This window comes from Cupriavidus sp. GW821-FHT07C08, assembly GCF_059419025.1.
In genome coordinates, this window is sequence record NZ_JBWKQZ010000009.1 from 224,203 (window position 1) to 249,338 (window position 25,136).

Genomic DNA, 25,136 nt, shown 5'->3' on the forward strand with positions numbered 1-25,136 from the left:
CGTATCCCCTACCCCCCGGAGGACCACATGAAGACCAAAGCCGCCATCGCCTGGAAAGCCGGCGCCCCGCTGACCATTGAAGACGTGGACCTGGACGGCCCGCGCGCCGGGGAAGTGCTGGTGGAAGTCAAGGCCACCGGCATCTGCCATACCGACTACTACACCCTGTCCGGCGCCGACCCGGAAGGCATCTTCCCGGCGATCCTGGGCCATGAGGGCGCGGGCATCGTCACCGACGTCGGCCCGGGCGTGACCTCGCTCAAGCCGGGCGACCACGTGATCCCCCTGTATACGCCGGAATGCCGCCAGTGCAAGTTCTGCCTGTCGCGCAAGACCAACCTGTGCCAGGCGATCCGCGCCACCCAGGGCAAGGGCCTGATGCCGGACGGCACCTCGCGCTTTTCCATCGATGGCAAGCCGATCTTCCACTACATGGGCACCTCGACCTTCGCCAACCACATCGTGGTGCCGGAGATCGCGCTGGCCAAGATCCGCCCGGATGCGCCCTTCGACAAGGTCTGCTACATCGGCTGCGGCGTCACCACCGGCGTGGGCGCAGTGCTGTTCACCGCCAAGGTGGAAGCCGGCGCCAACGTGGTCGTGTTCGGCCTGGGCGGCATCGGCCTGAACGTGATCCAGGCGACCAAGATGGTAGGCGCCGACAAGATCATCGGCGTGGACCTGAACCCTGGCCGCGAAGCCATGGCGCGCAAGTTCGGCATGACCCACTTCATCAACCCGAAGGACGTGGAGAACGTGGTCGACCACATCATCCAGCTGACCGACGGCGGTGCCGACTATTCGTTCGAATGCATCGGCAACACGCAGGTCATGCGCCAGGCGCTGGAGTGCTGCCACAAGGGCTGGGGCAAGTCGATCATCATCGGCGTGGCCGAGGCCGGCGCGGAGATCTCCACGCGCCCGTTCCAGCTGGTGACGGGGCGCGAATGGAAGGGTTCGGCCTTCGGCGGCGCGCGCGGCCGCACGGACGTGCCCAAGATCGTCGACTGGTACATGGACGGCAAGCTCAATATCGACGACCTGATCACGCATACGCTGCCGCTGGAACGCATCAACGAGGGCTTCGACCTGATGAAGCGCGGGGAGTCGATCCGCTCCGTGGTCTTGTACTGAGGACGGCGCCGACATGGAACTGATCTCGCAACACGGCTGCCACGGCGGCGTGCAGCGCTTCTATCGCCATGACTCGGCGGCCATCGGGCTGCCGATGCGTTTCTCGGTCTACCTGCCGCCGCAGGCGCAGGCGGGCGGCAGGGTGCCGGTGCTGTTCTACCTGGCCGGCCTGACCTGCACCGAGGAGACCTTCATGATCAAGGCCGGCGCGCAGCGCTTTGCCGCCGAACACGGCCTGATGCTGGTGGCGCCCGACACCAGCCCGCGCGGCGCGGGCCTGCCGGGCGAGGCCGATGCGTGGGACTTCGGCGTGGGTGCGGGCTTCTACGTCGACGCCACCGAGGCGCCGTGGAGCAGGCACTGGCGAATGGAAAGCTATGTCGCCGAGGAACTGTTCGACCTGGTCACCACCGCGCTGCCCGGCGACGCGTCGCGCGTGGGGATCTTCGGGCATTCGATGGGCGGCCACGGCGCGCTGGTGCTGGCGCAGCGCCACCCTGAGCGCTTCCGCTCGGTGTCGGCGTTCGCGCCGATCGCCGCGCCGACGCGCTGCCCGTGGGGCGAAAAGGCCTTCACCGGCTATCTCGGCAGCGACCGTGGGGCGTGGGCGCAGTACGACGCCACCGAGCTGATGGTGCGCCAGCAAGGCGCGCCGTTCCCGGCCGGCATCCTGGTCGACCAAGGCCTGGACGACCAGTTCCTGCAGACCCAGCTGCATCCGGACGCGTTCGAGGCCGCCTGCCAGGCCGTGGGCCAGCCGCTGCTGCTGCGCCGTCACAGCGGCTACGACCACGGCTACTACTTCATCACGACCTTTATCGCCGACCACATCCGGCATCACGCCGGACAGCTCTAGCGCCTGAGCGCTCAAACGCACCCACTGCCCCGCACCGGCCCCCAATCAGGGGATGCCCGGTGCCGGGCCCGACCCCATAATTGCTGCTCGACCGGCCTCAGAACCGGAACAAGATGGGGTCCAGCTTGGCCACCAGGCTCTAGGGCAGCGGCCAGGACCAACCACATAAGACCGGCCAACCATTGCACCTCATACGCCGACGTCCATCGTAAGATGAACCCGTCGTTGCAAGCAACCTTCGGGCGAATACGACCCGCGCTCCATCGCAGAAATGTACGTGCGGTCGACAAGCGCTTCGAATGCCAGTGGTTTCTTGAGATTTTCCCGCCTTGATCCGACAAACCTTCAACCGCTGACCGAGGAACGTGGCGATTGGATTCCGTTTGTACTGACCCTTGTCTTTCATGGACCGAAGGCGGCGATGATCAGCTAGATCATGCAGCGGTATGTCGCGCCAGGTGCAAGCGGCAGATTTCTGCCGGTTGAGCTCAAAAGATCGAAGTAAGGGGGCATGATTTTGCTGCCTACTGCACCCCAACTTATCGTGGCAGCGTGCCGAAACGACTTCAGCGAGTTCGGTGCTTCGCTGCCAGTCTGCTTTCGGCCAGCGTCTTGACGTCCTTGCGGTCCGCTTTCGAAAGCCGTTTCCAGGTCAGCACCAGTTCCGCTAGATCATCGTCTTCGCAATAGAAGTATGCAGCCGGCAACTGAAGCGCTTCCGCTAATCGGACGGCAATGTCGAACGCCGGCTCGTGGACTCCAGTCTCATACCGACTGATGCGCGCGCTCGCCGCGAGTTCGTCGATTCCGATCTGCACCCCAAGGCGATCTTGCGGAACGTCAGCCCGTCGCCGTGCTTGTCGCAGGCGACGACCAAATAGGGTGACCGGTTCCTTCGTTCGCATCCTGCGAATATCGTAGGAATCGCTTGTCGCATCTCTACGAAATTCGTAGAATGGGAGCGGCGCAACAGCGGACTGTTTCCCTTGACAAATCACCTAGCTGCGATTTTTCGAGCCATGGATTGCACGAGCACGCCTCAGCAGCACCCGAAGATGTGCGTCTATCAGGACGGGATGCCTACCGGGCGGGGCAAACAGAGCTACGAGCGCTGGGCCATCTGCGAATACCTAGCTGCCCAACTGGTCACGGTCGCTAAGAAGGAAGCAACTGCCCGTCCGGACCACTCTTCGGGCTGAACATCTCAAGCGGGCAAGCGTCACCGTGGCACGAAAGGGCTGGGTATCCCGCGATGAGCTGGACTGGATGTTAGTAAGGAACGATCGCCGAGCCTGCCCCGAGAGCGAAAGTCTTATTACCTGTGAATAGCGGGCTCAGAGCCTTGGCGCAGCGCTAACTGCTATGAGCGCCAAGCCGTCAAACCTTGGCGACAGCCAATATCGTGCGACCGGATCTGGGGGCGTTTTCTGACAATTCCGTCTCGCTAGCGGAAGACGTGCCGGTGCTCGATCTGAACGGCACCGGCGAAGTCTCGGGCGTGACGGCCATCGCTATGGCGTGCGCCCGGTATCGCCTCGCTTCGCCGTGGAGCGAATCTCTCATGAGGATGCAACCATGAATCAACCCCTTATCACCGCAGAACAACACGCGCAACTGCTTGCCAACGGACGGGCATACGCAGCAGGACACGCAGGCGACCCGCTGCCCGTAGTGCGGCTGTTTACCCCTGACGCGCATGCGACCTGGCTACTGGCCGCGCTGGATCCGACCGATGGTGACACCGCCTACGGTTTGTGCGACGTGGGCATCGGCATGCCCGAACTAGGCCATGTAAGGCTGTCCGATCTCGCATCCATCGTCGGGCCGCTCAAGAAGCCGATTCTCCGGGACCTGTACTTTAGGCCAACGCGACCGCTATCGGCGTATGCGCTGCTAGCCCAGCTCGACGGCTCGATTCCCGACTGACCGATCCAGTTGGTCCACTCCTGATGGCTGCCCAGGCAGCCCCTACGGCGCCCCATTAGTTGCAGCGGGGGCTGCCGCTGTTCGCTCAGCGCAAACAACATGGAAAGACCGATGGCGTTGGCACCACTTGATGCCCGGGTGCTTCCATGCAGCGTGGCACATGCCTGGGCGGCATCGCTCACGCGCAAACGATGGGGTCTTGGTCTCAAAAGGACCAGCTCTGACCGAAGTCCATTGATCACAACCTGACGAGGACCGACCGTGAATCCACAACAGGAACCACCTGTGAATCCCCTGAGCGTACTGGGCGGCGTCTTACCCGCTCCGGCACGCACGCTGGCTGCTCGCGACTACAAGACCTTGGCCCTGGCGGCCCTTGGCGGCACGCTCGAATTCTATGACTTCGTCATCTATGTCTTCTTCGTGACGGTGCTGGGCGCGCTATTCTTCCCGCCCAACATGCCAGACTGGCTGCGACAACTGCAGACGTTCGGCATTTTCGCCGCCGGCTACCTGGCACGCCCGCTGGGCGGCATCGTGATCGCACACTTTGGTGACCGGTTTGGCCGCAAGCGCATGTTCACGCTGTCGATCTTGCTGATGGCAGCGCCCACGCTGATGATCGGCCTGCTGCCCACCTACGCCAGCATCGGCGTCGCGGCGCCATTGTTGCTGCTGGCGATGCGGGTGCTGCAGGGCGCGGCCATCGGTGGCGAGATGCCCGGTGCCTGGGTATTTGTGGGCGAACACGTGCCGAGCCGGCATTACGGTTTCGGCATCGGCACGCTGACCTCTGGCATCACGGGCGGCATTCTGCTGGGTTCGCTCGTAGCCGTCGCCATCAATCGCCATTACTCGCCTGAGCAGGTGAGCGATTTCGCCTGGCGCATCCCCTTCATCCTCGGCGGCGTCTTTGGACTGGTGTCGGTGTACCTGCGCCGGTTTCTGCATGAGACACCCGTGTTCCGCGAGTTGGCTAGCCGCAGCAACCTGGCGCGCGAACTGCCGATCCGCACCGTGCTGCGCGATCACCGCTCGGCCAGTCTGTTCGTGGCACTGCTGACCTGGGTACTTTCGACCTCCATCGTCGTGGTGGTGCTTTACACGCCCGCCTACCTGCAGAAGATCCACCACATACCCGCCGCGCTCGCGCTCGAGACCAATGCGTTCGCCACCCTCACGCTGACCATCGGCTGCGTAATCGTCGGATGGGCGTGCGACCGCATCGGCACCCGCGCCGTCATGCTGATCGGCTGGGGCGGACTCTTCATGACCGCTTACCTCTTCTACGGCAGCCTGCCTGGCACGCCTGCCACGCTGTTCTGGCATTACGGGCTGCTGGGCCTGTTCGTCGGCACCATCGCCACCGTGCCGATTGCCGGCGTGCGCGCGTTTCCGGCACCGGTGCGGTTCACCGGTCTCTCGTTTGCCTACAACATGTCTTACGCAGTCTTTGGCGGCCTCACGCCGATGATTCTCACGCTGTGGCTGCAGCACGACACCATGGCGCCTGCTCACTATGTGGCAGTGCTGGCCGCTGTCGGATTCTTGCTTGCATTCTGGCCCCTCGTCAGGCGCGGCCATGCCATGCGCAATGGCGTGGCCAGCACGGCTGGTCACGTTGGTCGATAACGAAGGAGCAACGCAATGAATGCGACGGAAAACACGCCACCAGTACGCCTGCTGACCCCCGCCGAGCTGGCTGTCTGCATCAAGGTGTTCCGCGACGCCCGGCAATGGACTCAAGAGCAGTTGGCCGTGATCGCCGGGCTCAACGTGCGAACCGTTCAGCGCGTCGAGCAAGGCTGGCCCGCCGGCCCCGACACCTGCCGGGCGCTGGCCTGCGCATTCGATTTCCTGGACATCGACGCGCTCAACAAGCCATTCGCGATTCCACCCGAAGCCGAACTCAAGGCTGCTCAGGAACAGTTCGACCTCGAGCACGTCACCTTCGCGGCGATTCCGCTGACTACGGGTAAGCAGTTGGCCGAGCTGGCGCAGACCAGCACGATGGACATGTCGCAGCTGGCTTTCGAGATGGGCAGCGAAGCGGATAAGCGCTTCGCCGCGCTGATGGAATATTTTCGCGACTACCGGGATGGCCTGGACGCCTACACCGAAGCGCAGAAGCGCGAGGCGGCTGACACAATGCAAGCCAACATCGATGTGCTCAAGACCGTTGGCGTTTCGCTACGCTATGCCGAGCGCAAAGTGCTGCTGAAGGGGAGCTCGGACCTGGACAGGCCAATGCCAGCTAACGTCCTGTACGTGATCGGGTTTCCGCTCGGCAAGGAACCGAAGCTATTCGCGACGCCAACTTCCGTTGATATCCGTCTGTAGCCTGAAGGGCGAAGATTCACGCTTGCCAGCGCCGCTCTAAGCCGCCCTGGCGATTCGCCGTACGATGGATGGACGCCCATTGCCGCGGCCGTAGCTCGAGAGGGTATAGCGCCCACAGCCCTACGTCAAACACCCCGGCCTGAAAGCCGGAGCTTGTGGAGAGATTCACTAGCTCGAGTTTGACCAGACCCAGCGCTGCAAAGCGCTACGTTGTGCAGAAGACAGCAGACCCACCGCCGAATGCTTCCTCAGTTTGGCGCTCTGGAAGTCGTAGCAGCAGACAAGCCCCGGGTAGGTGCGAAACGGGCTGCGACCGAAGCGAATGCTTCACCTGCTGCACAACATGGTCGAGGGGAGCGGAGCCGCAAGGCTTCCGTCACAAGGCCCGTAAGGGTTGCGGTTGAAACTGACAAGACGCAAGTCTCGCACTCGAAGACCGTAGGTCGTAGAAGTACCGCGCCGGACGGATTCCGGTGGCAAGTCTATTGGAGAGGTTGTGGCTGTATTCGTGCTGGGCAGGAATGGCAAGGCGTTGATGCCGTGCAGCGAGAAGCGTGCGAGGTTGCTGCTCGCGCGTGGCCGCGCACGCGTACATCGCGTGGTCCCGTTCGTCATTCGCCTCGTCGACCGCGACGCCACCTCCAGCCAGTTTCAACCGATGCGAATCAAGCTCGACCCCGGCAGCAAGGCCACCGGCGTAGCGCTGGTGCGCGACACCGAACACGTTGACCGGGCTACCGGCGAGATTCTGCGCGGTGCCGCAGTGCTCAACCTGTTCGAGCTGATGCATCGCGGCCGGCAGATCAGCGAAGCGCTGATCGCGCGCCGGTCCATGCGTCGCCGCCGGCGCGGAAACCTGCGTTATCGAGCGCCGCGCTTCCTGAATCGCACACGACCTGCGGGCTGGCTGGCGCCTTCCCTGCAACATCGGGTCGACACCACGCTGGCATGGGTTCGGCGCCTGACGAGATGGGCACCGGTGACCGCGCTCTCCAGCGAGCTTGTGCGCTTCGACATGCAGGCGCTCGAAAACCCGGAAGTCAGCGGCGTCGAGTACCAGCAGGGCACACTGGCCGGCTACGAGGTCCGTGAGTATCTGCTGGAAAAGTGGGGCCGCAAGTGTGCGTACTGCGGTGCGGAGCACGTGCCGTTGCAGATTGAACACATCGTAGCCCGGGCCCGCGGTGGCTCGAACCGGGTGTCCAACCTGACACTCGCCTGCCGGCCCTGCAATCAGGCCAAGGGAGCGCAGCCGGTAGCGGTATTCCTGGCCAAGACGCCGAAGCGGCTGGCTACCATTCTGGCGCAGGCCAAGCGCCCGCTCAAAGATGCTGCGGCGGTCAACGCCACGCGCTGGGCGTTGGCCAATGCGCTGCGTGCGACCGGTCTGCCGGTGGAGCTGGCCTCGGGTGGGCGCACGAAATTCAACCGCACTACGCTTGGCGTGCCGAAGGCTCACGCGCTGGATGCCGTTTGCGTCGGAACGCTCGAGGCTGTGACGGGCTGGCAAAAGCCGACCCGGGCAGTGAAATGTACGGGACGCGGAAGATATCAGCGCACGAGGCTCGACAAATATGGCTTTCCGCGCGGGTATTTGACCCGCAAGAAGCGCGTACACGGTTTCCAGACCGGCGACCTGGTGCGTGCCGAAGTTCCGACCGGCAAGAAGGCTGGAAGCCATGTTGGCCGCGTGGCGGTTCGCGCGATCGGCAACTTCAACATTCAACGGGATGGGGATGTCGTGCAAGGCATTGCGCATCGACATTGCCGCCTGATTCAACGTAGCGATGGCTACGGATACACAAGGATAGCTTCACAGAAAGGAGCAGCGGGAGATGGCCGTGCTGCGCACGGCGCGCTATCCCTCCCCGGCCTGAAGGCCGAGGTTTCTCGCGCATTCGGATGAACTAGCCGAACACTGCCGTGCTATCCCCAGGGGATAGCTGGCACACCAAGCCTTCCATGCCCGTCCAGCCGACACGCTTCACGGCACTGGAACAGGCGGCCTTCCAGCGACTGGAACACGCAGCCTACCTAAAAGGCCTTTTACAACCTTTTAAAGGTAAGGGGAGTCTGGAGGCATTGGGCCGGCCAGTGCCTGGCGCTGCGCGACAGCTTGATCGTCCTGGCACAGCGGCGCGTGCTGCCCCAGGCGAGGGCCTACCCCTTCAACCTGCTCGATGTGCAACTGGCCCAGCAAACCACTGGCGCAGGGACGACCTTCCCGCGCTGGCGCAATATTGATCGCTCCTCTATGGGCGTAGCTTTGTGGGGTCGCTGCTCGGCCGCCCCGCAATGCCGGCCTCGTTGATCGACGACCTGTATGCGATGGAGCTGCAGCGCATCGCGCTGAACATGCAGATCAGCCTGACCCACAGCATCGCCCGCCACGCCAGGGAATGCGCTAGCAACCTGGCACAGGCCGAGGCGATTCAATGCAGCTTATCCTGGGCTATCCCCTGGGGATAGTTCCACTGCGGTCCACGGGGTTCCACCCGCCCTCCCGAGACGAGTTTCCCGCCCCGCAGGCTGCCGCCATCGACGCATACCACTGCGGCAACCGTTTTCCATCGACCATAAATCGGTGTCCATGCCATCCGGCTTTCTTGCTGCCGGTCTCATTCGGAGCAGTCATGCTGTCGCCCATCAAATGAACCGCTCATTTACAAGGAAGCTTCATGCCCGGAGGCAGACCGATTGCGGCTGACGGACGATGGACCGCCGGAGTTGCGGCGTCCACAGATGAGCCCCCAAAGTGAAACAAAGCTTCGCGAACCCGTTTCACGAAAGGAGCTTGCAAAATGAATGCGTCTGACACAGCCCTTCCATAGGCATTTAGCCCCCTCCCCTTTGACCGGCCGGCGGCGGTCAGGCCTCGTCCGCAAACTTACGGTAAGCGCCGGGGCGCGAGCCGGTCCAGCGCCGGAAAGCCCGGTGGAACGCGCCCGGCTCGGCAAACCCGAGTTCCGCCGCAATATCCGCCACGGGGCGCCCGGAGTGGCTCAACGCCTCGATCGCCAGGTCGCGCCGCAGCGCATCCTTCAGGTCCTGGTAGCTGACGCCCTCTTCCATCAGCCGGCGCCGCAGCGATGATGCGGACAGGTTCAGGCTGACTGCCAGGTCTTCAAAGGTGGGCCATTGATCCGGACGCTGGTTGCGCAACAGCCGACGCACCCGTGCGCCCACGCTGGCGCGGTCGGAGTACTTGACCACCACGTTGTGCGGCGCATCGCGCAGGAAGGCTTTCAGGCTACGCTCGTCCTGGCGCACCGGCTGCTCCAGCAGCGCCGCGTCGAAGACCAGCGCCGTGGCCGGCTGCCCGAATGCCAGCTGACGCGAATACATGACGCGGTATTCCGCGCTGTACGGCGGCTCGTCGTAGTCAAAGGCCGCCAGCCGCACCGGCACGCGCCGCCGCAGCAGCCAGCTCATCAGGCCATGCAGCATGATCAGCATGGTTTCCTTCGCAAACACGCCGGGCTGCCGCCCCAGGTGCGCGCAGGGCGCGGTCAGCACCAGCGCGGCCTCGTCGCCGTGGCGCTCGAGCCGCACGCCGATATCGTCCAGCAGCAGCCGGAAGTACCGCGTGATCCGCTCCAGCCCCTGCGCAAGCGTGCGGCTGCCGGCCACCGCGTGGCACAGCATGGCAAAGCTGCCGCACTTCATGCTGCGCGAGTCCTGGCCGAAGAATTCATCGTCCAGCGCCGCAGCCACGGCCATCCACAGCTCGCTGTAGCTGGCGGCCGAGACGCGCGCCTGGGGCACCGCCAGCAGCGCCGGCGCAATGCCGGCGCTGCGCAGCACCGGATCGGGGTCGATGCCGCGTGCGCGCAGCCCCGCAATGGCGTGGTGGACGAAACAGATGGCGACACTGCCTTTTTCCATGGCGCTGGGGGGGGGGTGGCAAACGAGTTCACGAAGATTGGCGGATTTTGGCATAGGAGCCCGCCCCCGGCGTTCCTACACTGCCCGCAGGTCAAACGCCAAGCGCGCATTCTGCCTGACTTGCAGCGCGGCTCCAAACGCCCACCCCTAACTGCCATGCACAGCGACTACACCGAAGAGCAAACCATGATCCGCGACAGCGCGCGCGCCTTTGCCAGCGAACGGCTGGCCGTGGGCGCCGCGCAATGGGACCGCGACGGCCGCCTGCCCGACGAAGTCGTCGCCGAAATGGGCGCGCTGGGGCTACTGGGCATGATCGTGCCCGAGGAATGGGGCGGCACCTATACCGACTACGTCGCCTATGCGCTGGCCATCGAAGAAGTCGCCGCCGGCTGCGCCGCCTGCGCCACCATGATGAGCGTGCACAACTCGGTCGGCTGCGGGCCGGTCCTGCACTATGGCACCGATGCGCAGAAAGAACGCTACCTGGCGCGGCTGGCCAGCGGCGAGCTGATCGGCGCGTTCTGCCTGACCGAGCCGCAGGCCGGCTCCGAGGCACACAACTTGCGCACGCGCGCCCGCTTCACCGATAACGGCTGGGTGCTCAACGGCAGCAAGCAGTTCGTCACCAACGGCCAGCGCGCCGGTGTGGCGGTGGTGTTCGCCTCGACCGAGCCCGAGCGCGGCAAGAAAGGCATCTCGGCCTTCCTGGTCCCCACAGACACCCCCGGCTTTATCGTCCACGCCCCGGAGAAGAAGCTCGGCATCCGCGCCTCCGACACCTGCGCGATCACGCTGGAAGACTGCACCGTACCGCACGACGCACTGCTGGGCGAGCCCGGCGAGGGCCTGCGCATCGCGCTGTCCAACCTGGAAGGCGGGCGCATCGGCATCGCCGCGCAGGCCATCGGCATTGCGCGCTCAGCCTTCGAGGCCGCATGTCGCTATGCATCGGAACGCATACAGTTCGGCCGCGCGCTGCGCGAACACCCGCCCATCGCCAACATGCTGGCCGACATGGCCACCGAGCTGAACGCCGCGCGCCTGCTGGTGCACCGCGCCGCGCGCATGCGCAGCGAAGGCGTGCCGTGCCTGTCCGAAGCCTCGCAGGCCAAGCTTTATGCGTCCGAGCTGGCCGAGCGCGTGTGCTCCAAGGCGCTGCAGATCCACGGCGGCTACGGCTATCTCGAAGACTACCCGGTCGAGCGCCACTACCGCGACGCCCGCATCACCCAGATCTACGAAGGCACCAGCGAGATCCAGCGCATGCTGATCGCGCGCAGCCTGTAGTCCCACCATCCCTTGCCAACAGAACCAGACCTTCCGGAGACAACCATGACTGCCGTGCCCAAGACCGACAATGCCGTGCCGACTGTGCCGCTGCTGATCAACGGTGAATGGGTGGATTCGTCCGCCACCGAATTCCGCAACGTGGTCAATCCCGCCACACAGGAGGTGCTGGCACGCGTGCCGCTGGCCACCGCAAGCGAGGTCGCCGCTGCCGTGGGCGCCGCGCACCGCGCCTTTGCCACGTGGCGCCACACGCCCATCGGTGCGCGGCTGCGCGTGATGCTGCGCTTCCAGGCACTGATCCGCGAGCACAGCAAGCGCATCGCCGCCATCCTGACCGCCGAGCAGGGCAAGACCCTGGCCGATGCCGAGGGCGACATCTTCCGCGGGCTGGAGGTGGTGGAACACGCCTGTTCGATCGGCACCCTGCAGCAAGGCGGTTTTGCCGAGAACGTGGCCGCCACCGTCGACACCTACACGCTGCAGCAGCCGATCGGCGTCTGCGCGGGTATCACGCCGTTCAACTTCCCGGCGATGATCCCCCTGTGGATGTTCCCGATGGCGATCGTGTGCGGCAATACCTTCGTGCTCAAGCCTTCGGAGCAGGACCCGCTGTCCACCGTGGAGCTGGTCAAGCTGGCGCTGGAAGCCGGCGTGCCGCCGGGCGTGCTGAATGTGGTGCACGGCGCCAAGGACGTGGTCGATGCGCTGTGCACGCACCCGGACATCAAGGCTGTGTCGTTCGTGGGCTCGACCGCCGTTGGCACCCACGTCTACAACCTGGCCGGCGCGCACGGCAAGCGCGTGCAGTCGATGATGGGCGCCAAGAACCATGCTGTCGTGCTGCCTGATGCGCACAAGGAGCAGACGCTGAACGCGCTGGCCGGTGCAGGCTTCGGCGCGGCCGGCCAGCGTTGCATGGCCACCTCGGTGGTCGTGCTGGTGGGAGCGGCACGCGACTGGGTGCCCGACCTGGTCGAACGCGCCAAGACCTTGAAAGTCGGCGCCGGCGCCGAGGCTGGCACCGATGTCGGCCCCGTGGTATCGGTGGCGGCAAAGGAACGGGTCCTCGGCCTCATCGCCGCCGGCGAGCGCGAAGGCGCGACGCTGGTGCTGGATGGCCGCGGCGTGGAGGTGCCGGGCTATCCGCAGGGCAACTTCATCGGCCCGACCATCTTTACCGATGTCCGCACCGACATGTCGATCTACACCGAAGAGATCTTCGGGCCGGTGCTGGTGGTGATCGGCGTCGATACGCTGGACGAGGCCATCGCCCTGGTCAACCGCAACCCGTTCGGCAACGGCACCGGCGTGTTCACGCAGAGCGGCGCCGCGGCGCGCAAGTTCCAGAGCGAGATCGACGTGGGCCAGGTCGGCATCAACATCCCCATCCCGGTGCCGGTGCCCTACTTCAGCTTCACCGGATCGCGTGGCTCCAAGCTGGGCGACCTGGGTCCGTATGGCAAGCAGGTGGTGCAGTTCTATACGCAGACCAAGACGGTGACGGCGCGGTGGTTTGATGACGCGACGGTCAACGATGGGGTGAACACCACCATCAGCCTGAAGTAATCGGGCGGAAACGACACGAAAGGAGACCCCATGCATATCGCCTTCATCGGCCTGGGCAACATGGGCGCGCCCATGGCGCGCAACCTGCTCAAGGCCGGCCATACGCTGACCGTATTCGACCTCAACGCCGCGGCGGTGGCGTCGCTGTGCGCCGAGGGCGCCGCCACCGCGGATTCCGCCCGCAAGGCGGTGGCCGAAGCGGACTTTGTCATCACCATGCTGCCCGCCGCCGCCCATGTGCGCAGCGCCTACCTGGGCCCGGAAGGCGTGCTGGCCGGCGTGCGCCCGGGGGTGCCGCTGGTGGACTCCAGCACCATCGACCCCGCCACCGTGCGCGAACTGGCCGCTGCCGCCGAGGCGCACGGCAATGCGCTGGCCGATGCACCGGTCTCCGGCGGCACTGTCGGCGCGCAGGCCGGCACGCTGACCTTCATGGTCGGCGCCACCGAAGCGCTGTTCGCCCAGGTGCGCCCGGTGCTGGCCGGCATGGGCCGCAACCTGGTCCACTGCGGCGGCACCGGCACCGGCCAGGTCGCCAAGATCTGCAACAACCTGATCCTCGGCATCTCCATGATCGGCGTATCCGAGGCGATGGCGCTGGGCGTCAAGCTCGGCATCGACGCCAACGTGCTGGCCGGCATCGTCAATACCTCCACCGGCCGCTGCTGGGCCTCCGACACCTGCAACCCCTGGCCCGGCGTGATCGAGACCGCGCCGGCCGGGCGCGGCTACACCGGCGGCTTTGGCGCCGACCTGATGCTCAAGGACCTGGGCCTGGCCAACGACGCCGCGCGCAGCGTGAAGCAGCCGCTGTTCCTGGGCGCGCTGGCGCAGCAGGTCTACCAGGCCGTGAGCCATGCCGGCGACGGCCAGCTCGACTTCTCCGGCGTGATCCGCCAGTACCTGTCCGCAGCCGACAAGGAGGGCAAGCAATGATCGAGTTCGCCCTGCAAGGCCACGTCGCCACGCTGACGCTGAGCCGCCCGCCCGCCAACGCCTTCACCGCCGAAGGCCTGCAGCAGCTGCGCGAGCTGGTGGCAAGGATCGACGCAAACCCCGAAGTGCGCGCCGTGGTGGTTACGGGTGCGGGCGAGAAGTTCTTCAGCGCCGGCGCCGACCTGAACGGCTTTGCCGAGGGCGACCGCGCCCATGCCCGCGTGATGGCGCAGCAGTTCGGCAGCGCCTTCGAGGCCCTGCAGAACGCGCGGCCCGTGGTGATCGCCGCGATCAACGGCTATGCCATGGGCGGCGGCCTGGAATGCGCCCTGGCCTGCGATATCCGCATCGCCGAGGAACATGCGCAGATGGCCCTGCCCGAAGCCGCGGTCGGCCTGCTGCCGTGCGGCTGCGGCACCCAGACGCTGCCGTGGCTGGTGGGCGAAGGCTGGGCCAAGCGCATGATCCTGACCAACGAGCGCGTGGATGCCGCCACGGCGTTGCGCATCGGGCTGGTGGAGGAAGTCGTGCCGCGCGGCCAGGCGCTGGCCACGGCGCTCGCGATGGCGCAGCGCGCCGGCAACGTCAGCCCGCGCGCCGCCGCCCACAGCAAGCGGCTGGTGCACCTGGCGCGCCAGGGCGTGCCGCGCCAGGCCGCGCTGGCGCTGGAACGCGAGCGCTTTGTCGACCTGTTCGACGATGCCGATCAGCGCGAGGGGGTCAACGCCTTCCTCGAGAAACGAACGCCGCAATGGCGCAACGCCTAGGAGCCCGCCATGCGCCTGACTGAAGAGACCAAGGCCGCCAACCTGGATGCCGCCGAGCCGGAGGTGCTGTTCCAGGTCGTCAACGGTGTCGGCATTGCCACGCTGAACCGGCAGCGCCAGCTCAATGCCCTGTCGTACCCGATGATCGTCGCGCTCGGTGCGCAGATGGAAGCCTGGGCGCAGGATGACGCCGTCCGCGCAGTGGTGCTGCGCGGCGCCGGCCCCAAGGCCTTCTGCGCCGGCGGCGATATCCGCGCGCTGACCGACAGCTACCGCGACGGCACCCCGCTGCACCGGCGCTTCTTTATCGACGAATACACGCTGGACTACCGCCTGCACCGCTACCCCAAACCGCTGGTGGCACTGATGGACGGCATTGTCATGGGCGGCGGCATGGGGCTGGCGCAAGCCGCGCACCTGCGCCTCGTCACCGAGCGCTCGCGCGTGGCCATGCCGGAGACCGGCATTGGCCTGGTGCCGGACGTGGGCGCCAGCCATTTCCTGTCGAAGCTGCCGGTGCAGTTGGCCCTGTACCTGGGGCTGACCGGGGTCACTATCGGCGCGGCCGATGCCCTGCTGTGCGGGCTCGCCGACGCCGCGGTCGACAGCGCCACGCTGGCCGGCCTGGAGCAGACCCTCGCCGGCATCGCCTGGGGCGATGACGCGCTGTCAGACCTGCGCCATGCGCTGGTGCGCGAGCACGTCGCCAGCGCCGCCGACGCGCCGCTGCTGCAAGTGCTGCCGGCCTTGCTACGGCATTTCCCCGCGCATGCAACCCTGCCCGAGATCCTGGCCGGACTGGCCTGCCAGGACGACCCGGCCTACTCCGCCTGGGCCACCCGCACTATCGACGTGCTGCGCACCCGCTCGCCGCTGTCCGCCTGCGCCACGCTCGAACTGCTGCTGCGCGGCCGCCGCATGGACTTGGCCGACTGCTTCCGCATGGAGCTGGCGGTGGTGGTCAACACGTTTTCGCAGGGGGATTTCATCGAAGGCGTGCGCGCGCTGATCGTCGACAAGGACAACGCGCCGAACTGGCGCATCACCAGCTATGACGCCGTCGATGACGCTTCCGTGCAGGCGCTATTCCGGCCGTGGTGGGCACCGGGCGAACAGCCGCTGCCCTTGGCCCTGCCCGCCTGAGCGGATGCGGCACCGTGAGCCTCGACGCGCTGCTGGCGCGCAGCCCCTGGGCGGCAGCACTGACCCCGGAGCAACGCCTGCGCGTGCGCTCCGAGTTGCGTGAACGTGCGGTGCCGCAAGGCGCTTATGTCAGCCGCAAGGGCGATCTGGCCGACAGCTGGCTTGGCATCGCACAGGGCCTGGTCAAGGTGCATTGCGCATCGCCCTCTGGCAAGCGCGCGACGCTGACCGGCGTGCCGGCCGGCGGCTGGCTTGGCGAAGGCTCCCTGCTCAAGCGCGAGGCGCTGCGCTATGACGTGGTGGCGCTGCGCGATTCAAGCATCGCCTGCATGCCCGCGGCGACCTTCCGCTGGCTGCAGGAGACCAGCCTGCCCTTCAACCGCTATCTGCTCGACCAGCTCAATGAACGGCTGGGCTTGTTCATCGCTACCGTGGAGCATGAGCGGCTGCACGGCATCGAAGGACGCGTGGCCCGGGCGCTGGCTACGCTGTTCCATCCAGTGCTTTGTCCGCTGGACAGCGAGAACGTGAGCCTGCACCTGACGCAGGAAGAAGTCGGCCTGCTGGCCGGCATCTCGCGCCAGCGCGCCAACGCGGCGCTCAGGGTGCTGGAGGATGAAGGCTTGCTGGCGGTCGAGCACGGCGTGGTGCATGTGCTCGACCTGGAAGCGCTGCGCCGCTACTGAGCGCAGCGCACGCTCATGCCTGCGCGGCCGACGCCGGCTTGACCAGCCCGTCAGCCCGGAACATCGCCTTGATGCCCCGCACCGCCTGCCGGATGCGCGATTCGTTTTCGATCAGGGCAAAGCGCACGTACTCGTCGCCATAGTCGCCAAAGCCGATGCCCGGCGAGACCGATACCTTGGCCTTGGCCAGCAACTGCTTGGAGAACTCCAGCGAGCCCAGCGCGCGGTACGGCTCCGGAATCCGCGCCCAGATATACATCGACGCCTTCGGGATCTCCACCGGCCAGCCCGCTTCGATCAGCCCGCGCGCCAGCACGTCGCGGCGCGACTGGTACTGCGCGGCGATCTCGCTGACGCATTTCTGGTCGCCCTCCAGCGCGGCGATGGCCGCGATCTGCAGCGGCGTGAAGGTGCCGTAGTCGTGATAGCTCTTGATGCGCGTCAGCGCCGCCACCAGGTCCGGGTTGCCCACCATGAAGCCCACGCGCCAGCCCGCCATGTTGTAGCTCTTCGACAGCGTGAAGAACTCCACCGCGATGTCCTTGGCGCCCGGCACCTGCATGATCGACGGCGCCTTCCAGCCATCGAAGACGATGTCGGCATAGGCCAGGTCGTGCACCACGAAGATATCGTGCTTGCGTGCCAGCGCAATGACGCGCTCGAAGAAGTCCAGTTCCACGCATTGCGCGGTGGGGTTGGACGGAAAGCCCAGCACGATCATCTTCGGCTTGGGATAGCTGCCGCGGATGGCGCGCTCCAGCTCGGCAAAGAAATCGATGCCCGGCACCAGCGGTACCGAGCGGATATCCGCGCCGGCAATGACCGCGCCGTAGATATGGATGGGGTAGCTGGGATCAGGCACCAGCACCGTGTCGCCGCGGTCCAGCGTGGCCAGCATCAGGTGCGCCAGGCCTTCCTTGGACCCGATGGTGACGATGGCCTCGGTATCCGGGTCGATCTCGACGTCATAGCGTTCGCGGTACCAGTGCGCGATCGCGCGGCGCAGCCGCGGGATGCCCTTGGAGGCCGAGTAGCCGTGCGTATCGGGCCGCTGCGCCGCTTCAGTCAGCTTGGCCACGATATGCGCCGGCGTGGCGCCATCGGGATTGCCCATGCTCATGTCGATGATGTCCTCGCCACGGCGGCGGGCGGCCATCTTCAGCTCGGCGGTGATATTGAAAACGTACGGGGGAAGGCGATCGATGCGCGCAAAGCGGCGCTTGCCAGAAGCGGCAGTCATGAGGGGTCCTTTACGTAAGCGCCCGGAACCGTCCGAGCGACGTCGGCAGCCGTTGTCTCGGCTGCCGGAGACTCATGTTAGCGGGGATGCGGCGAATGCACAACGGCCACGTGAGGCCGCGCGCAAGAGATCAAAGCAGCTTGCCGCCCGGCGGACGCGTCGGCCGGTCCGCCGGCAGGTTGCGCACGATGCAGTCCAGCGCGCGCGAATCGGACTTGCCGCCAAGCGCCGCGCTGACCGAATCCCGATACTGCGTCGGCGAGATGCGGTGGTAGTAGAGCCGCGAGGTCTGGTCCAGCCAGTAGACATAGTTGTCGTCGTCCCTGCTGCCACTGGCGCGCAGCCAGTCACTGATATTGCTGGAGCCAACGACCATGTTGGGGCAAGCGGTCTGCAGCGAATCGAGATAGGCATTGAAGCCCTTGGCCTGGATATTGCGCACGGAGTCCGGCGCACAGGCCGCCAGCAACGCTGCGCAGGCGGAGGCCAGCGCAACGCGCCGGCTGATCGTGAAGCGGAGAAAGATGGACGAAGGCTGCACGGCAGGGTCTCCCTGGCGGATAGCGGTGGCACTATCTTACCGGCACACCGCCCGCTTCAGTCGTCCAGCGTCTCATGCACCGCCGAATCGCCGCGTTTCCAGTAGGCCGACGCGCGGATGCGGCGCTTGTCGATGCCGCGTTCGCTGACCAGATACTGGCGCACGGCCTTCATTGCCGCCGCTTCACCAGCGGCCCACACATAGCCCTCGCCGCACGGCAGCGTGAGCTTGCGCAGCGCCCCTTCCAGCAGGCTGCCTTCCAGCGCATCGCCACGATGCAGCCAATGCACATCGCATTGCGCGGACTCCGGCAGCGGAATCTGCGCGGCGGCATCGCCCACTTCCACCACCACGATGGCGCGCGTATCGGCCCCGAGCTCTTCCAGGCGCCGGGCGATCGCCGGCAGCGCGGTATCGTCGCCGATCAGCAGGTGCCAGTCGAACGCCGTGGGCACCACGAACGAGCCGCGCGGCCCGCCCACGCCCAGGTACTGGCCCGGCTGCGCCTGCGCCGCCCAGGTCGAAGCGGGACCATCGCCATGCAGCACGAACTCGATATCCAGTTCCTGCTTCGCCCCATCGTAGCGGCGCGGCGTGTAGTCGCGCGCGGCCGGCCGCGGCTGGCCTTCGGGGAAGGTGATGCCGTCAGCGGTGACCTGCGGCAGCACCGGCTTGTCTGCGCCATCCACCGGGAAGAAGACCTTGACGTGGTCATCGAACGACGCCGAGACAAAGTCCTGCAGATCAGCACCGCCCAGCGTGACGCGCAGCAGCTGCGGTGACACTTGCGTGGTGCGCACTACTTGCAGCAGGCGCATCTTGAGCGAATGGCGCACGCGCTGCACAGTCAGGTCGCGTGCGGAGGCTTGGTTGTTCTCACTCATATTGGGATTCCTTGGGATCAAACCCGGCGCCCGCCGGGTCAGGTTGCCGATGGCCGCAGCCAGCGTCAGTGCCACGCGTCAGGCCTTGCGGACCGCTTCGATCTCGGCCGCTGCGCGCAGCAGGATCTCTGCGATACGGCGCTGCTCGTCGGCGCCCGCATCGCTGCGTAGCGCAATGGCTCGCTTGATCGCGGCACGGGCCTGCATCAGCTCGGGCACCCAGCCGCCCTGCTCCGGCTCGGGCTGCGGCTCGCCGCTCATGGCGCGCCGCATCCATTCCACCTTGCGCGCCACGTGGCGCAGCTTGGCGATCATCACCTCGACCCGCTCGCGGTTGGCCGCCAGGTGGGCCTTGCCGGTCTCGGACAGCTGGTACCGCTTCTTGTTGCCTTCCGTATCGACGGTGGCGTAGCCGACTTCTTCCAGATAAGTCAGGGCCGGATAGACCACGCCGGGACTGGGCTTGTAGAAGCCGTTGGTACGGGTTTCGATCGCCTTGATCAGTTCGTAGCCGTGGCTCGGCTTCTCTTCGAGCATGGCTAGCAGGAGCAACTGCAGGTCATCGGCGCTGAACTTGCGGCCCCGGCGCCAGCCTTCGCCGTCGAAGCTGCCGGGACCATCGGGGCCGCCCGGGCCGAAGCCGTCGTCATGCCCGCCGCCCCAGAAGCCGCCGCCATGGCGACCCATGGCGTGGTGGGCGAAGTGACGTTCAAAGTGCGGCACAAGGCGCATCAGCAGGTGACGGCCGTGGCCTGAGAAGCCAAAAGGGTGGGAATGATGGCGCATGGCTACCTCCGATATGTCGTAAAACATATCTTACGATATATATCGTACGATCGGAAGTCAAGGCGACGCGGCAATTCCCGCCGCCCCGGGATTACCGCATGCGGTACCAGTGGCAGCCATCGGGACCGGTTTCGCGCACCGCCTCGCCCCGCTCCAGCAGGTAGTTCAGGTGCGCAATGCTTTCGCCGGTAGCCATCCCCAACAGCCCGCCACTTCCGGTGATGGGGCGCGAGAACAATTCCCCAAACACATCCACCGCCCGCTTCGGCGTCCCCAACGCGCCACGCAACCGGTCCAGCGCCTGCAACTGGCTCGCCCGCAGATAGTCGATGCGCGCATGCAGCCCACGGAACGGTTCGTTATGCGCCGGCAGCACCAGCACATCGTCCGGCACGGCAGCGCGCACCTTGTCGAGCGAGGCCAGCCAGTCCTGCATCGGATCGGCATCGGGCTCGGTCGGGAACACCGATACATTGGAGGAAATGCGCGGCAGCACCTGGTCGCCGGACACCAGCAGCTTCAGCGCCGGGCAGTACAGGCAGGCATGTTCGGGCGAGTGGCCGGTGCCGACGATGACCTGCCAGTCGTGCGCGCCAATACGGACGGTGTCGCCATCGGACAGGCGGTGGAAGCTCTCGGGCAAGGCGTGGACGTACTTGCCGAAGCCGCCGAAGCGGGTGCGGTACACCTCGATCGCTTCGTCGTCCCAGCCTGCGCGGCGATAGAACTCGATCGCGTCATCGGGCGCCGCGCGCCCCGTATCCGCCGCCAGCACGCGGCACATCAGGTATTCCAGCCGCGTCATCCACAGCTGGCAGTCGAGCTTGCCGGTCAGCCACCCGGCCATGCCGATGTGGTCGGGGTGCATATGGGTCACGAACAGGCGCGTCAGGCCACCGGCGAGCGGGCCGCTTGCGGCGAACAGGGCGCGCCAGGCCTGGGCGGTTTCCGGCGTCTGCAGGCCGGCGTCGACGGCGGCCCAGCCATTGCCGTCGCGGATGGCCCACAGGTTGATGTGGTTCAGGCCCAGCGGCATCGGCATGCGCAGCCACAGGACACCGGGCGCTACCTCGCGGGCGTGGCCGGGTTCGGGGGCGTCACCACAGGGGTAATCAAGCTCGGGCTTTTCGAGGGAGATGGGGGCAGCTGCGAGGGCGATGTCGGGGGATTGGGCGCTCATCGGTGTCTGGGCCGGTGGGCCGGCCGTGCTGTGCGCGGTGGCCGGTGCGGCAATGCCCCGGCTCCGCGCGTTCTGGATAGCAGACACCTTAGCCCAGATGGGCGATTCATGCTACGCGCGCCCTGCCCGCGTTCCGTGGTGTGGAATAGCGGTGGACTATCGGGCCGGCGCCGGCAGCACCTTGCCCGGGTTGAGCAGGTTCAACGGATCAAGCGCCTGCTTCACCTGCCACATCAGCTCCAGTTCCACCGGTGACTTGTAGCGCGTCAGGTCATCGCGCTTGGCCACGCCGATGCCGTGCTCGGCCGAGATCGAGCCGTTTTCCGCATGGGCCATGCCGTCGACCAGCGCCGAGACCTGCTCATACCATTGCGCCAGGAACTCTTTACCTGGCTGATCCCTGGGCCGCAGCGGGTTGAAGTGCACATTGCCGTCGCCCATATGACCGTAGATCACCATGCGCGCGTCCGGCACCAGTTCCAGCACCCTGGCCGAGGCTTCCTCGACAAACGCGGCGATGCGCGACAGCGGCACCGAGACATCGCACTTGATGCTGCCGCCGGTGCGGGTCTGGGCGTCGGAGATCTCTTCGCGGATGCGCCAGAAGGTCTGGGCATCGGACAGGCTGGCGGCCACGGCGGCGTCCTGCACCAGGCCCTGGCTGAAGCCGGATTCGAGGATTTCCATCAGCGTGGCGTTCAGGCTTTCCGCATCGGTGCCGGAGGTGAGCTCGATCAGCACCATCCAGTCGTGCTTGTCCTGCAGCGGGGAAGCCACGTTGCCAAGATACTCAAGCACCAGTTCCAGCGCGGGCCGCGAGATTAGCTCGAACGCGGTCACGGCCTGGCCGGACAGGCGCTTGGCTTCGCCCAGCAAGGCCACCGCCGCGGCCGGGTCCTGCACGGCGACAAAGGCCACGGCGCTGCTGCGCGGCTGCGGCATCAGCTTGAGCACGGCGCCGGTGATAATGCCAAGCGTGCCTTCCGCGCCGACGAACAGGTGCTTGAGGTCGTAGCCGGTGTTGTCCTTGCGCAGGCCGCGCAGCGACGAGTAGATGCGGCCATCGGGCAGCACCACTTCGATGCCGAGCACCAGGTCGCGCATATTGCCGTAGCGCAGCACCGCGGTGCCGCCGGCATTGGTCGACAGGTTGCCGCCGATCTGGCATGAGCCTTCGGAGCCGATGCGCAGCGGGAACAGGCGCTGCCCGGCCTCGGCGGCGCTGCGTGCGGCGCTCAGCGTGACGCCGGCCTGCACGGTCATGGTGTCGTTGATGGTGTCGATGCCCAGCACGCGGTTCATGCGGCTGAGGTTGACGACCACGGCGGTGCCGCTGTCGTCCGGTACGGCGCCGCCCATCAGCGAGGTATTGCCGCCCTGCGGCACCACCGGCACGCGCTGGGCATGGCACCACTGCAGCACCTGGCTGACCTCTTCCGTCGATGACGGCAGCACCACCACCTGCGCCTGGCCGCGGTAGATGCCGCGGTAGTCGGTCACGTAGGCCTGCGTGTCGGCGTCGCCGCTGCGGCAGGCGCTTGCACCAACGATGGCCTGCATCGCGCGCAAGGTGGTGTCTGGGGTCGGGGTTTCAGCTGGCATGTGTGTAAGGCGAAGGAGATACGGGTCAGTACGCGGCGGAGGGCTTGTCTGCGGCGGGAGCGTCCGCGGGCTGCGCACGGAACGATGCGGCAAGCTTGCGCGCGGCGTTGGCGTACAGCATCACGTCCACGCCGGTGGCCACGAAGGTGCAGCCGAGGTCGAGGTAGCGGCGTGCCAGTGCCGGATCCGACGTCAGCGTGCCGGCGGCCTTGCCGCTGGCGATGATGGTACGCATCGCGCCTTCAATGGCGGCCTGCACCTCCGGGTGGCCGGGGCGGCCGCGGTGGCCCATCGACGCAGCCAGGTCGGCCGGGCCGATAAAGACGCCGTCGATGCCGTCCACCGCGCAGATCGCTTCCAGGTTCCGCAATGCGGTGACGGTTTCGGCCTGCACCAGCAGGCAGACTTCATCGTCGGCCACATCGAGGTAGTCGGTGCGGGCGCTCCACTGCGAGGCGCGCGCGATCGCGCTGCCCACGCCACGGATGCCTTGCGGTGGGTAGCGCGTGGCGCTGACCACCATGCGGGCCTGTTCCGCCGTATCCACCATCGGCACCAGCAGGCTGCGCGCGCCGATGTCGAGCAACTGCTTGATCAGCGGCACTTCGCCGGCCACAGCGCGCACCACGGGCTGGACCGGGTACGGCGCCACGGCCTGCAGTGCGTGCAGCGTCGAGCGCAGGTCGTTGGGGGCGTGCTCGCCGTCGATCAGCAGCCAGTCAAAGCCTGCGGTGGCCGACACTTCGGCCAGGTACGGCGTTGCCATCGACAGCCACAGGCCGATCTGCGCCTGGCGGGCGGCCAGCGCGGTCTTGAAGGGATTGTTTGCGGGCATGGTGTGTTCCGGTTCGATGATCGATGGGCCCGGCGCTTCAGCCGAGCTGGCCCTGGCAAAGGTACTTGGTATGCATGTAGTCGTCCAGCCCGTGGCGCGAGCCCTCGCGCCCGTAGCCGGATTCCTTGACGCCGCCGAACGGCGCCGCCTCGGCCGCGATCGCGCCCTCGTTGATGCCGACCATGCCGGTTTCCAGCGCCTGCGCCACGCGCCAGATGCGGCGGATGTCGTTGGAGTAGAAGTAAGCAGCCAGGCCGAACGGGGTGTCGTTGGCGTCGCGGATCACCTCGGCTTCATCGCGGAAGCGGAAGACCGGCGCGACCGGGCCGAAGGTCTCCTCGCACGACAGCTCCATCTCCGGGGTCGCGTCAATCAGCACCGTCGGCGCGTAGTAATTCGGGCCATCGGCGGTGCGCACGCGCTTGCCGCCGGTGACCACGCGCGCGCCCCGGGCGACGGCGTCTTCAACATGGCGTGCGATCTTGTCGACGGCGCGGGCATTGATCATGGGGCCGATCTGCGCGGCCTCTTCCGTGGCGGGGCCGACATGCAGCGCGCCAACGCGCTGTGCCAGGCGCTCGACAAAGGCGTCGTGCACAACGTCGTGCACATAGACCCGGTTCGGGCACACGCAGGTCTGGCCGCCGTTGCGGAACTTGGACGCCATCAGGCCATCGACCGCGGCGTCGAGGTCGGCGTCCTCGAAGACGATAAAGGGCGCGTTGCCGCCCAGCTCCAGCGACAGCTTCTTCAGCGTGGCCGCCGATTCGCGCGCGAGGTGCTTGCCCACGGGCGTGGAGCCGGTAAAGGTGATCTTGCGCACGCGGCTGTCGACCAGCCAGGCGTCGACCACGCCCGGCGTATGCTCCCGCGATGCGGTGACGATGTTGAGCACGCCCGCGGGCATGCCGGCCTGCTGCGCCAGCCATACCAGCGCCAGCGCGGTCAGCGGGGTGTCCTCGGCGGGCTTGGCCACCACCGTGCAGCCGGCGGCCAGCGCCGGGGCGATCTTGCGGGCAATCATCGCCAGCGGGAAGTTCCACGGCGTGATCGCCGCGACCACGCCCACCGGCTCCTTCAGCACCAGCAGTTTGCGGCCCGGCACGGCTTCGGCGACGATATCGCCGCAGATGCGCGTGGCCTCTTCGGCAAACCACTCAACATACGACGCGCCGTACTGCACCTCGCCGCGTGCCTCTTTCAGGGGCTTGCCCTGCTCCGTCGAGATGATGCGCGCCAGGTCTTCCTGGTGCGCGAGGATCAGCGCATGCCAGCGCTTGAGCAACTGGGCGCGTTCGCGCGCGGGCCGGCGGCTCCAGGCCGGGAAAGCGGCAGCGGCTGCATCGACGGCAAGGCGGGCATCGCCGGCATCGCTGTCTGGCACGTTGGCAAAGGTCTCGCCGGTGGCCGGGTCGGCGACCTGCAGGCGGGCGCCAAGGCCGGCATCGCACCACCGGTCGTCAATCAGGTTCTGGCTGCGCAGCAGCGCTTGCTCGGAAAGCGTCAGCATAAGTGTGTGGGAGAGAGATTTGCGGG

Annotated in this window: 23 protein-coding genes and 2 pseudogenes; 14 read left to right on the forward strand and 11 right to left on the reverse strand. The window is 66.5% G+C overall.

From position 1 onward, the window contains the following. Positions 1-27 precede the first annotated feature (27 nt). Together AC07UK_RS14675 and fghA are read left to right on the forward strand one after the other, a co-directional pair. Entirely contained in the window at positions 28-1,134 is a 1,107-nt protein-coding gene (locus tag AC07UK_RS14675) for an S-(hydroxymethyl)glutathione dehydrogenase/class III alcohol dehydrogenase (RefSeq protein ID WP_494685704.1), read from the forward strand. Positions 1,135-1,147: 13 nt separating this feature from the next. After that, positions 1,148-1,990 (forward strand): S-formylglutathione hydrolase, encoded by an 843-nt coding sequence (gene fghA, locus AC07UK_RS14680; RefSeq protein ID WP_436223507.1) that lies wholly within the window; start codon positions 1,148-1,150, stop codon positions 1,988-1,990. Positions 1,991-2,230: 240 nt separating this feature from the next. Here fghA and AC07UK_RS14685 read toward each other — a convergent pair. Both AC07UK_RS14685 and AC07UK_RS14690 read right to left on the reverse strand, forming a co-directional pair. Then, positions 2,231-2,396 (reverse strand): annotated as a pseudogene (locus AC07UK_RS14685) (helix-turn-helix transcriptional regulator); the annotation flags it as partial. A gap of 160 nt (positions 2,397-2,556) precedes the next feature. Next, positions 2,557-2,895: a helix-turn-helix domain-containing protein gene (locus AC07UK_RS14690; RefSeq protein WP_436223508.1), complete on the reverse strand. Its 339-nt coding sequence runs from the start codon at positions 2,893-2,895 to the stop codon at positions 2,557-2,559. Between the two features lie 479 nt (positions 2,896-3,374). Between AC07UK_RS14690 and AC07UK_RS14695 the strand changes: the two genes are divergently transcribed. The 6 genes and pseudogenes from AC07UK_RS14695 to AC07UK_RS14720 all read left to right on the forward strand — a co-directional run bounded on the left by AC07UK_RS14695 (position 3,375) and on the right by AC07UK_RS14720 (position 8,725). Further along, the gene (locus tag AC07UK_RS14695) at positions 3,375-3,569 is read left to right on the forward strand and encodes a hypothetical protein (protein ID WP_436223509.1); all 195 of its coding nucleotides are present in this window, start codon (positions 3,375-3,377) and stop codon (positions 3,567-3,569) included. After that, positions 3,566-3,916, forward strand: a complete 351-nt coding sequence (locus tag AC07UK_RS14700) for a DUF2958 domain-containing protein (RefSeq protein WP_436223510.1) — start codon at positions 3,566-3,568, stop codon at positions 3,914-3,916. The genes AC07UK_RS14695 and AC07UK_RS14700 overlap by 4 nt, the downstream gene beginning before the upstream one ends. A gap of 285 nt (positions 3,917-4,201) precedes the next feature. Then, entirely contained in the window at positions 4,202-5,548 is a 1,347-nt protein-coding gene (locus AC07UK_RS14705; protein WP_436223511.1) for an MFS transporter, read from the forward strand. A 15-nt stretch (positions 5,549-5,563) separates the two neighbouring features. Continuing rightward, on the forward strand, positions 5,564-6,256 hold the full coding sequence (locus AC07UK_RS14710; protein WP_494685703.1) for a helix-turn-helix domain-containing protein: 693 nt from the start codon (positions 5,564-5,566) through the stop codon (positions 6,254-6,256). A 496-nt stretch (positions 6,257-6,752) separates the two neighbouring features. Beyond that, positions 6,753-8,162 carry an RNA-guided endonuclease IscB gene (gene iscB / locus AC07UK_RS14715; RefSeq protein ID WP_436223513.1) on the forward strand — a complete coding sequence of 470 codons (1,410 nt, stop codon included), beginning with the start codon at positions 6,753-6,755 and terminating at the stop codon, positions 8,160-8,162. Positions 8,163-8,218: 56 nt separating this feature from the next. Further along, positions 8,219-8,725: pseudogene (locus tag AC07UK_RS14720) on the forward strand (DUF3158 family protein). Between the two features lie 399 nt (positions 8,726-9,124). On the opposite strand, the gene AC07UK_RS14725 reads toward AC07UK_RS14720, so the two are convergent. Then, entirely contained in the window at positions 9,125-10,141 is a 1,017-nt protein-coding gene (locus AC07UK_RS14725) for an AraC family transcriptional regulator (RefSeq protein WP_436223514.1), read from the reverse strand. A gap of 156 nt (positions 10,142-10,297) precedes the next feature. On the opposite strand from AC07UK_RS14725, the gene AC07UK_RS14730 reads away from it, so the two are divergent. From AC07UK_RS14730 to AC07UK_RS14755, 6 genes are read left to right on the forward strand one after another with little or no spacing between them, the layout of a single operon-like run. After that, complete coding sequence (locus tag AC07UK_RS14730) at positions 10,298-11,431, forward strand: acyl-CoA dehydrogenase family protein (RefSeq protein ID WP_494685701.1); 1,134 nt, start codon at positions 10,298-10,300, stop codon at positions 11,429-11,431. Positions 11,432-11,476: 45 nt separating this feature from the next. Then, positions 11,477-13,000 carry a CoA-acylating methylmalonate-semialdehyde dehydrogenase gene (locus AC07UK_RS14735; protein ID WP_494685700.1) on the forward strand — a complete coding sequence of 508 codons (1,524 nt, stop codon included), beginning with the start codon at positions 11,477-11,479 and terminating at the stop codon, positions 12,998-13,000. A gap of 30 nt (positions 13,001-13,030) precedes the next feature. Beyond that, positions 13,031-13,936 carry a 3-hydroxyisobutyrate dehydrogenase gene (mmsB, locus tag AC07UK_RS14740; protein ID WP_114130683.1) on the forward strand — a complete coding sequence of 302 codons (906 nt, stop codon included), beginning with the start codon at positions 13,031-13,033 and terminating at the stop codon, positions 13,934-13,936. Further along, positions 13,933-14,703 (forward strand): enoyl-CoA hydratase, encoded by a 771-nt coding sequence (locus AC07UK_RS14745; protein ID WP_114130682.1) that lies wholly within the window; start codon positions 13,933-13,935, stop codon positions 14,701-14,703. Before mmsB ends, AC07UK_RS14745 begins: the two co-directional genes overlap by 4 nt. A 9-nt stretch (positions 14,704-14,712) precedes the next feature. Next, on the forward strand, positions 14,713-15,846 hold the full coding sequence (locus AC07UK_RS14750) for an enoyl-CoA hydratase/isomerase family protein (protein WP_436223518.1): 1,134 nt from the start codon (positions 14,713-14,715) through the stop codon (positions 15,844-15,846). 14 nt (positions 15,847-15,860) lie between these two features. Then, entirely contained in the window at positions 15,861-16,532 is a 672-nt protein-coding gene (locus AC07UK_RS14755; RefSeq protein WP_436223519.1) for a Crp/Fnr family transcriptional regulator, read from the forward strand. Positions 16,533-16,545: 13 nt separating this feature from the next. Here the strand turns inward: AC07UK_RS14755 and alaC are convergent, their stop codons facing one another. The 8 genes from alaC to AC07UK_RS14795 all read right to left on the reverse strand — a co-directional run bounded on the left by alaC (position 16,546) and on the right by AC07UK_RS14795 (position 25,110). Next, positions 16,546-17,772: an alanine transaminase gene (alaC, locus tag AC07UK_RS14760; protein WP_114130679.1), complete on the reverse strand. Its 1,227-nt coding sequence runs from the start codon at positions 17,770-17,772 to the stop codon at positions 16,546-16,548. A gap of 130 nt (positions 17,773-17,902) precedes the next feature. Continuing rightward, on the reverse strand, positions 17,903-18,313 hold the full coding sequence (locus AC07UK_RS14765; protein ID WP_436223520.1) for a hypothetical protein: 411 nt from the start codon (positions 18,311-18,313) through the stop codon (positions 17,903-17,905). Positions 18,314-18,369: 56 nt separating this feature from the next. Further along, complete coding sequence (locus tag AC07UK_RS14770; protein WP_436223521.1) at positions 18,370-19,197, reverse strand: siderophore-interacting protein; 828 nt, start codon at positions 19,195-19,197, stop codon at positions 18,370-18,372. Between the two features lie 78 nt (positions 19,198-19,275). Then, positions 19,276-19,983 (reverse strand): PadR family transcriptional regulator, encoded by a 708-nt coding sequence (locus tag AC07UK_RS14775; protein WP_436223522.1) that lies wholly within the window; start codon positions 19,981-19,983, stop codon positions 19,276-19,278. Between the two features lie 91 nt (positions 19,984-20,074). Next, positions 20,075-21,163: an MBL fold metallo-hydrolase gene (locus tag AC07UK_RS14780; protein WP_436223523.1), complete on the reverse strand. Its 1,089-nt coding sequence runs from the start codon at positions 21,161-21,163 to the stop codon at positions 20,075-20,077. A gap of 156 nt (positions 21,164-21,319) precedes the next feature. Continuing rightward, a complete protein-coding gene (locus AC07UK_RS14785) occupies positions 21,320-22,765 on the reverse strand; it encodes an FAD-binding oxidoreductase (RefSeq protein WP_436223524.1) in 1,446 nt (481 codons plus the stop codon). Positions 22,766-22,790: 25 nt separating this feature from the next. Then, complete coding sequence (gene hpaI, locus AC07UK_RS14790) at positions 22,791-23,600, reverse strand: 4-hydroxy-2-oxoheptanedioate aldolase (protein ID WP_494685699.1); 810 nt, start codon at positions 23,598-23,600, stop codon at positions 22,791-22,793. 37 nt (positions 23,601-23,637) lie between these two features. Next, positions 23,638-25,110, reverse strand: coding sequence for an NAD-dependent succinate-semialdehyde dehydrogenase (locus AC07UK_RS14795; RefSeq protein WP_436223526.1), 1,473 nt, complete (start codon positions 25,108-25,110; stop codon positions 23,638-23,640). Positions 25,111-25,136: the final 26 nt, after the last annotated feature.

What these genes read in the sequence shown, in the direction of transcription:
- fghA (WP_436223507.1), top strand. Translation starts at nt 1,148, where the DNA reads ATGGAACTGATCTCGCAACACGGCTGCCACGGCGGCGTGCAGCGCTTC.
- AC07UK_RS14675 (WP_494685704.1), top strand. Translation starts at nt 28, where the DNA reads ATGAAGACCAAAGCCGCCATCGCCTGGAAAGCCGGCGCCCCGCTGACC.
- AC07UK_RS14690 (WP_436223508.1), bottom strand. Translation starts at nt 2,895, where the DNA reads ATGCGAACGAAGGAACCGGTCACCCTATTTGGTCGTCGCCTGCGACAA.
- AC07UK_RS14730 (WP_494685701.1), top strand. Translation starts at nt 10,298, where the DNA reads ATGCACAGCGACTACACCGAAGAGCAAACCATGATCCGCGACAGCGCG.
- AC07UK_RS14710 (WP_494685703.1), top strand. Translation starts at nt 5,564, where the DNA reads ATGAATGCGACGGAAAACACGCCACCAGTACGCCTGCTGACCCCCGCC.
- AC07UK_RS14700 (WP_436223510.1), top strand. Translation starts at nt 3,566, where the DNA reads ATGAATCAACCCCTTATCACCGCAGAACAACACGCGCAACTGCTTGCC.
- AC07UK_RS14745 (WP_114130682.1), top strand. Translation starts at nt 13,933, where the DNA reads ATGATCGAGTTCGCCCTGCAAGGCCACGTCGCCACGCTGACGCTGAGC.
- AC07UK_RS14795 (WP_436223526.1), bottom strand. Translation starts at nt 25,110, where the DNA reads ATGCTGACGCTTTCCGAGCAAGCGCTGCTGCGCAGCCAGAACCTGATT.
- AC07UK_RS14750 (WP_436223518.1), top strand. Translation starts at nt 14,713, where the DNA reads ATGCGCCTGACTGAAGAGACCAAGGCCGCCAACCTGGATGCCGCCGAG.
- hpaI (WP_494685699.1), bottom strand. Translation starts at nt 23,600, where the DNA reads ATGCCCGCAAACAATCCCTTCAAGACCGCGCTGGCCGCCCGCCAGGCG.
- AC07UK_RS14725 (WP_436223514.1), bottom strand. Translation starts at nt 10,141, where the DNA reads ATGGAAAAAGGCAGTGTCGCCATCTGTTTCGTCCACCACGCCATTGCG.
- AC07UK_RS14775 (WP_436223522.1), bottom strand. Translation starts at nt 19,983, where the DNA reads ATGCGCCATCATTCCCACCCTTTTGGCTTCTCAGGCCACGGCCGTCAC.
- AC07UK_RS14780 (WP_436223523.1), bottom strand. Translation starts at nt 21,163, where the DNA reads ATGAGCGCCCAATCCCCCGACATCGCCCTCGCAGCTGCCCCCATCTCC.
- mmsB (WP_114130683.1), top strand. Translation starts at nt 13,031, where the DNA reads ATGCATATCGCCTTCATCGGCCTGGGCAACATGGGCGCGCCCATGGCG.
- AC07UK_RS14735 (WP_494685700.1), top strand. Translation starts at nt 11,477, where the DNA reads ATGACTGCCGTGCCCAAGACCGACAATGCCGTGCCGACTGTGCCGCTG.
- AC07UK_RS14785 (WP_436223524.1), bottom strand. Translation starts at nt 22,765, where the DNA reads ATGCCAGCTGAAACCCCGACCCCAGACACCACCTTGCGCGCGATGCAG.
- AC07UK_RS14770 (WP_436223521.1), bottom strand. Translation starts at nt 19,197, where the DNA reads ATGAGTGAGAACAACCAAGCCTCCGCACGCGACCTGACTGTGCAGCGC.
- alaC (WP_114130679.1), bottom strand. Translation starts at nt 17,772, where the DNA reads ATGACTGCCGCTTCTGGCAAGCGCCGCTTTGCGCGCATCGATCGCCTT.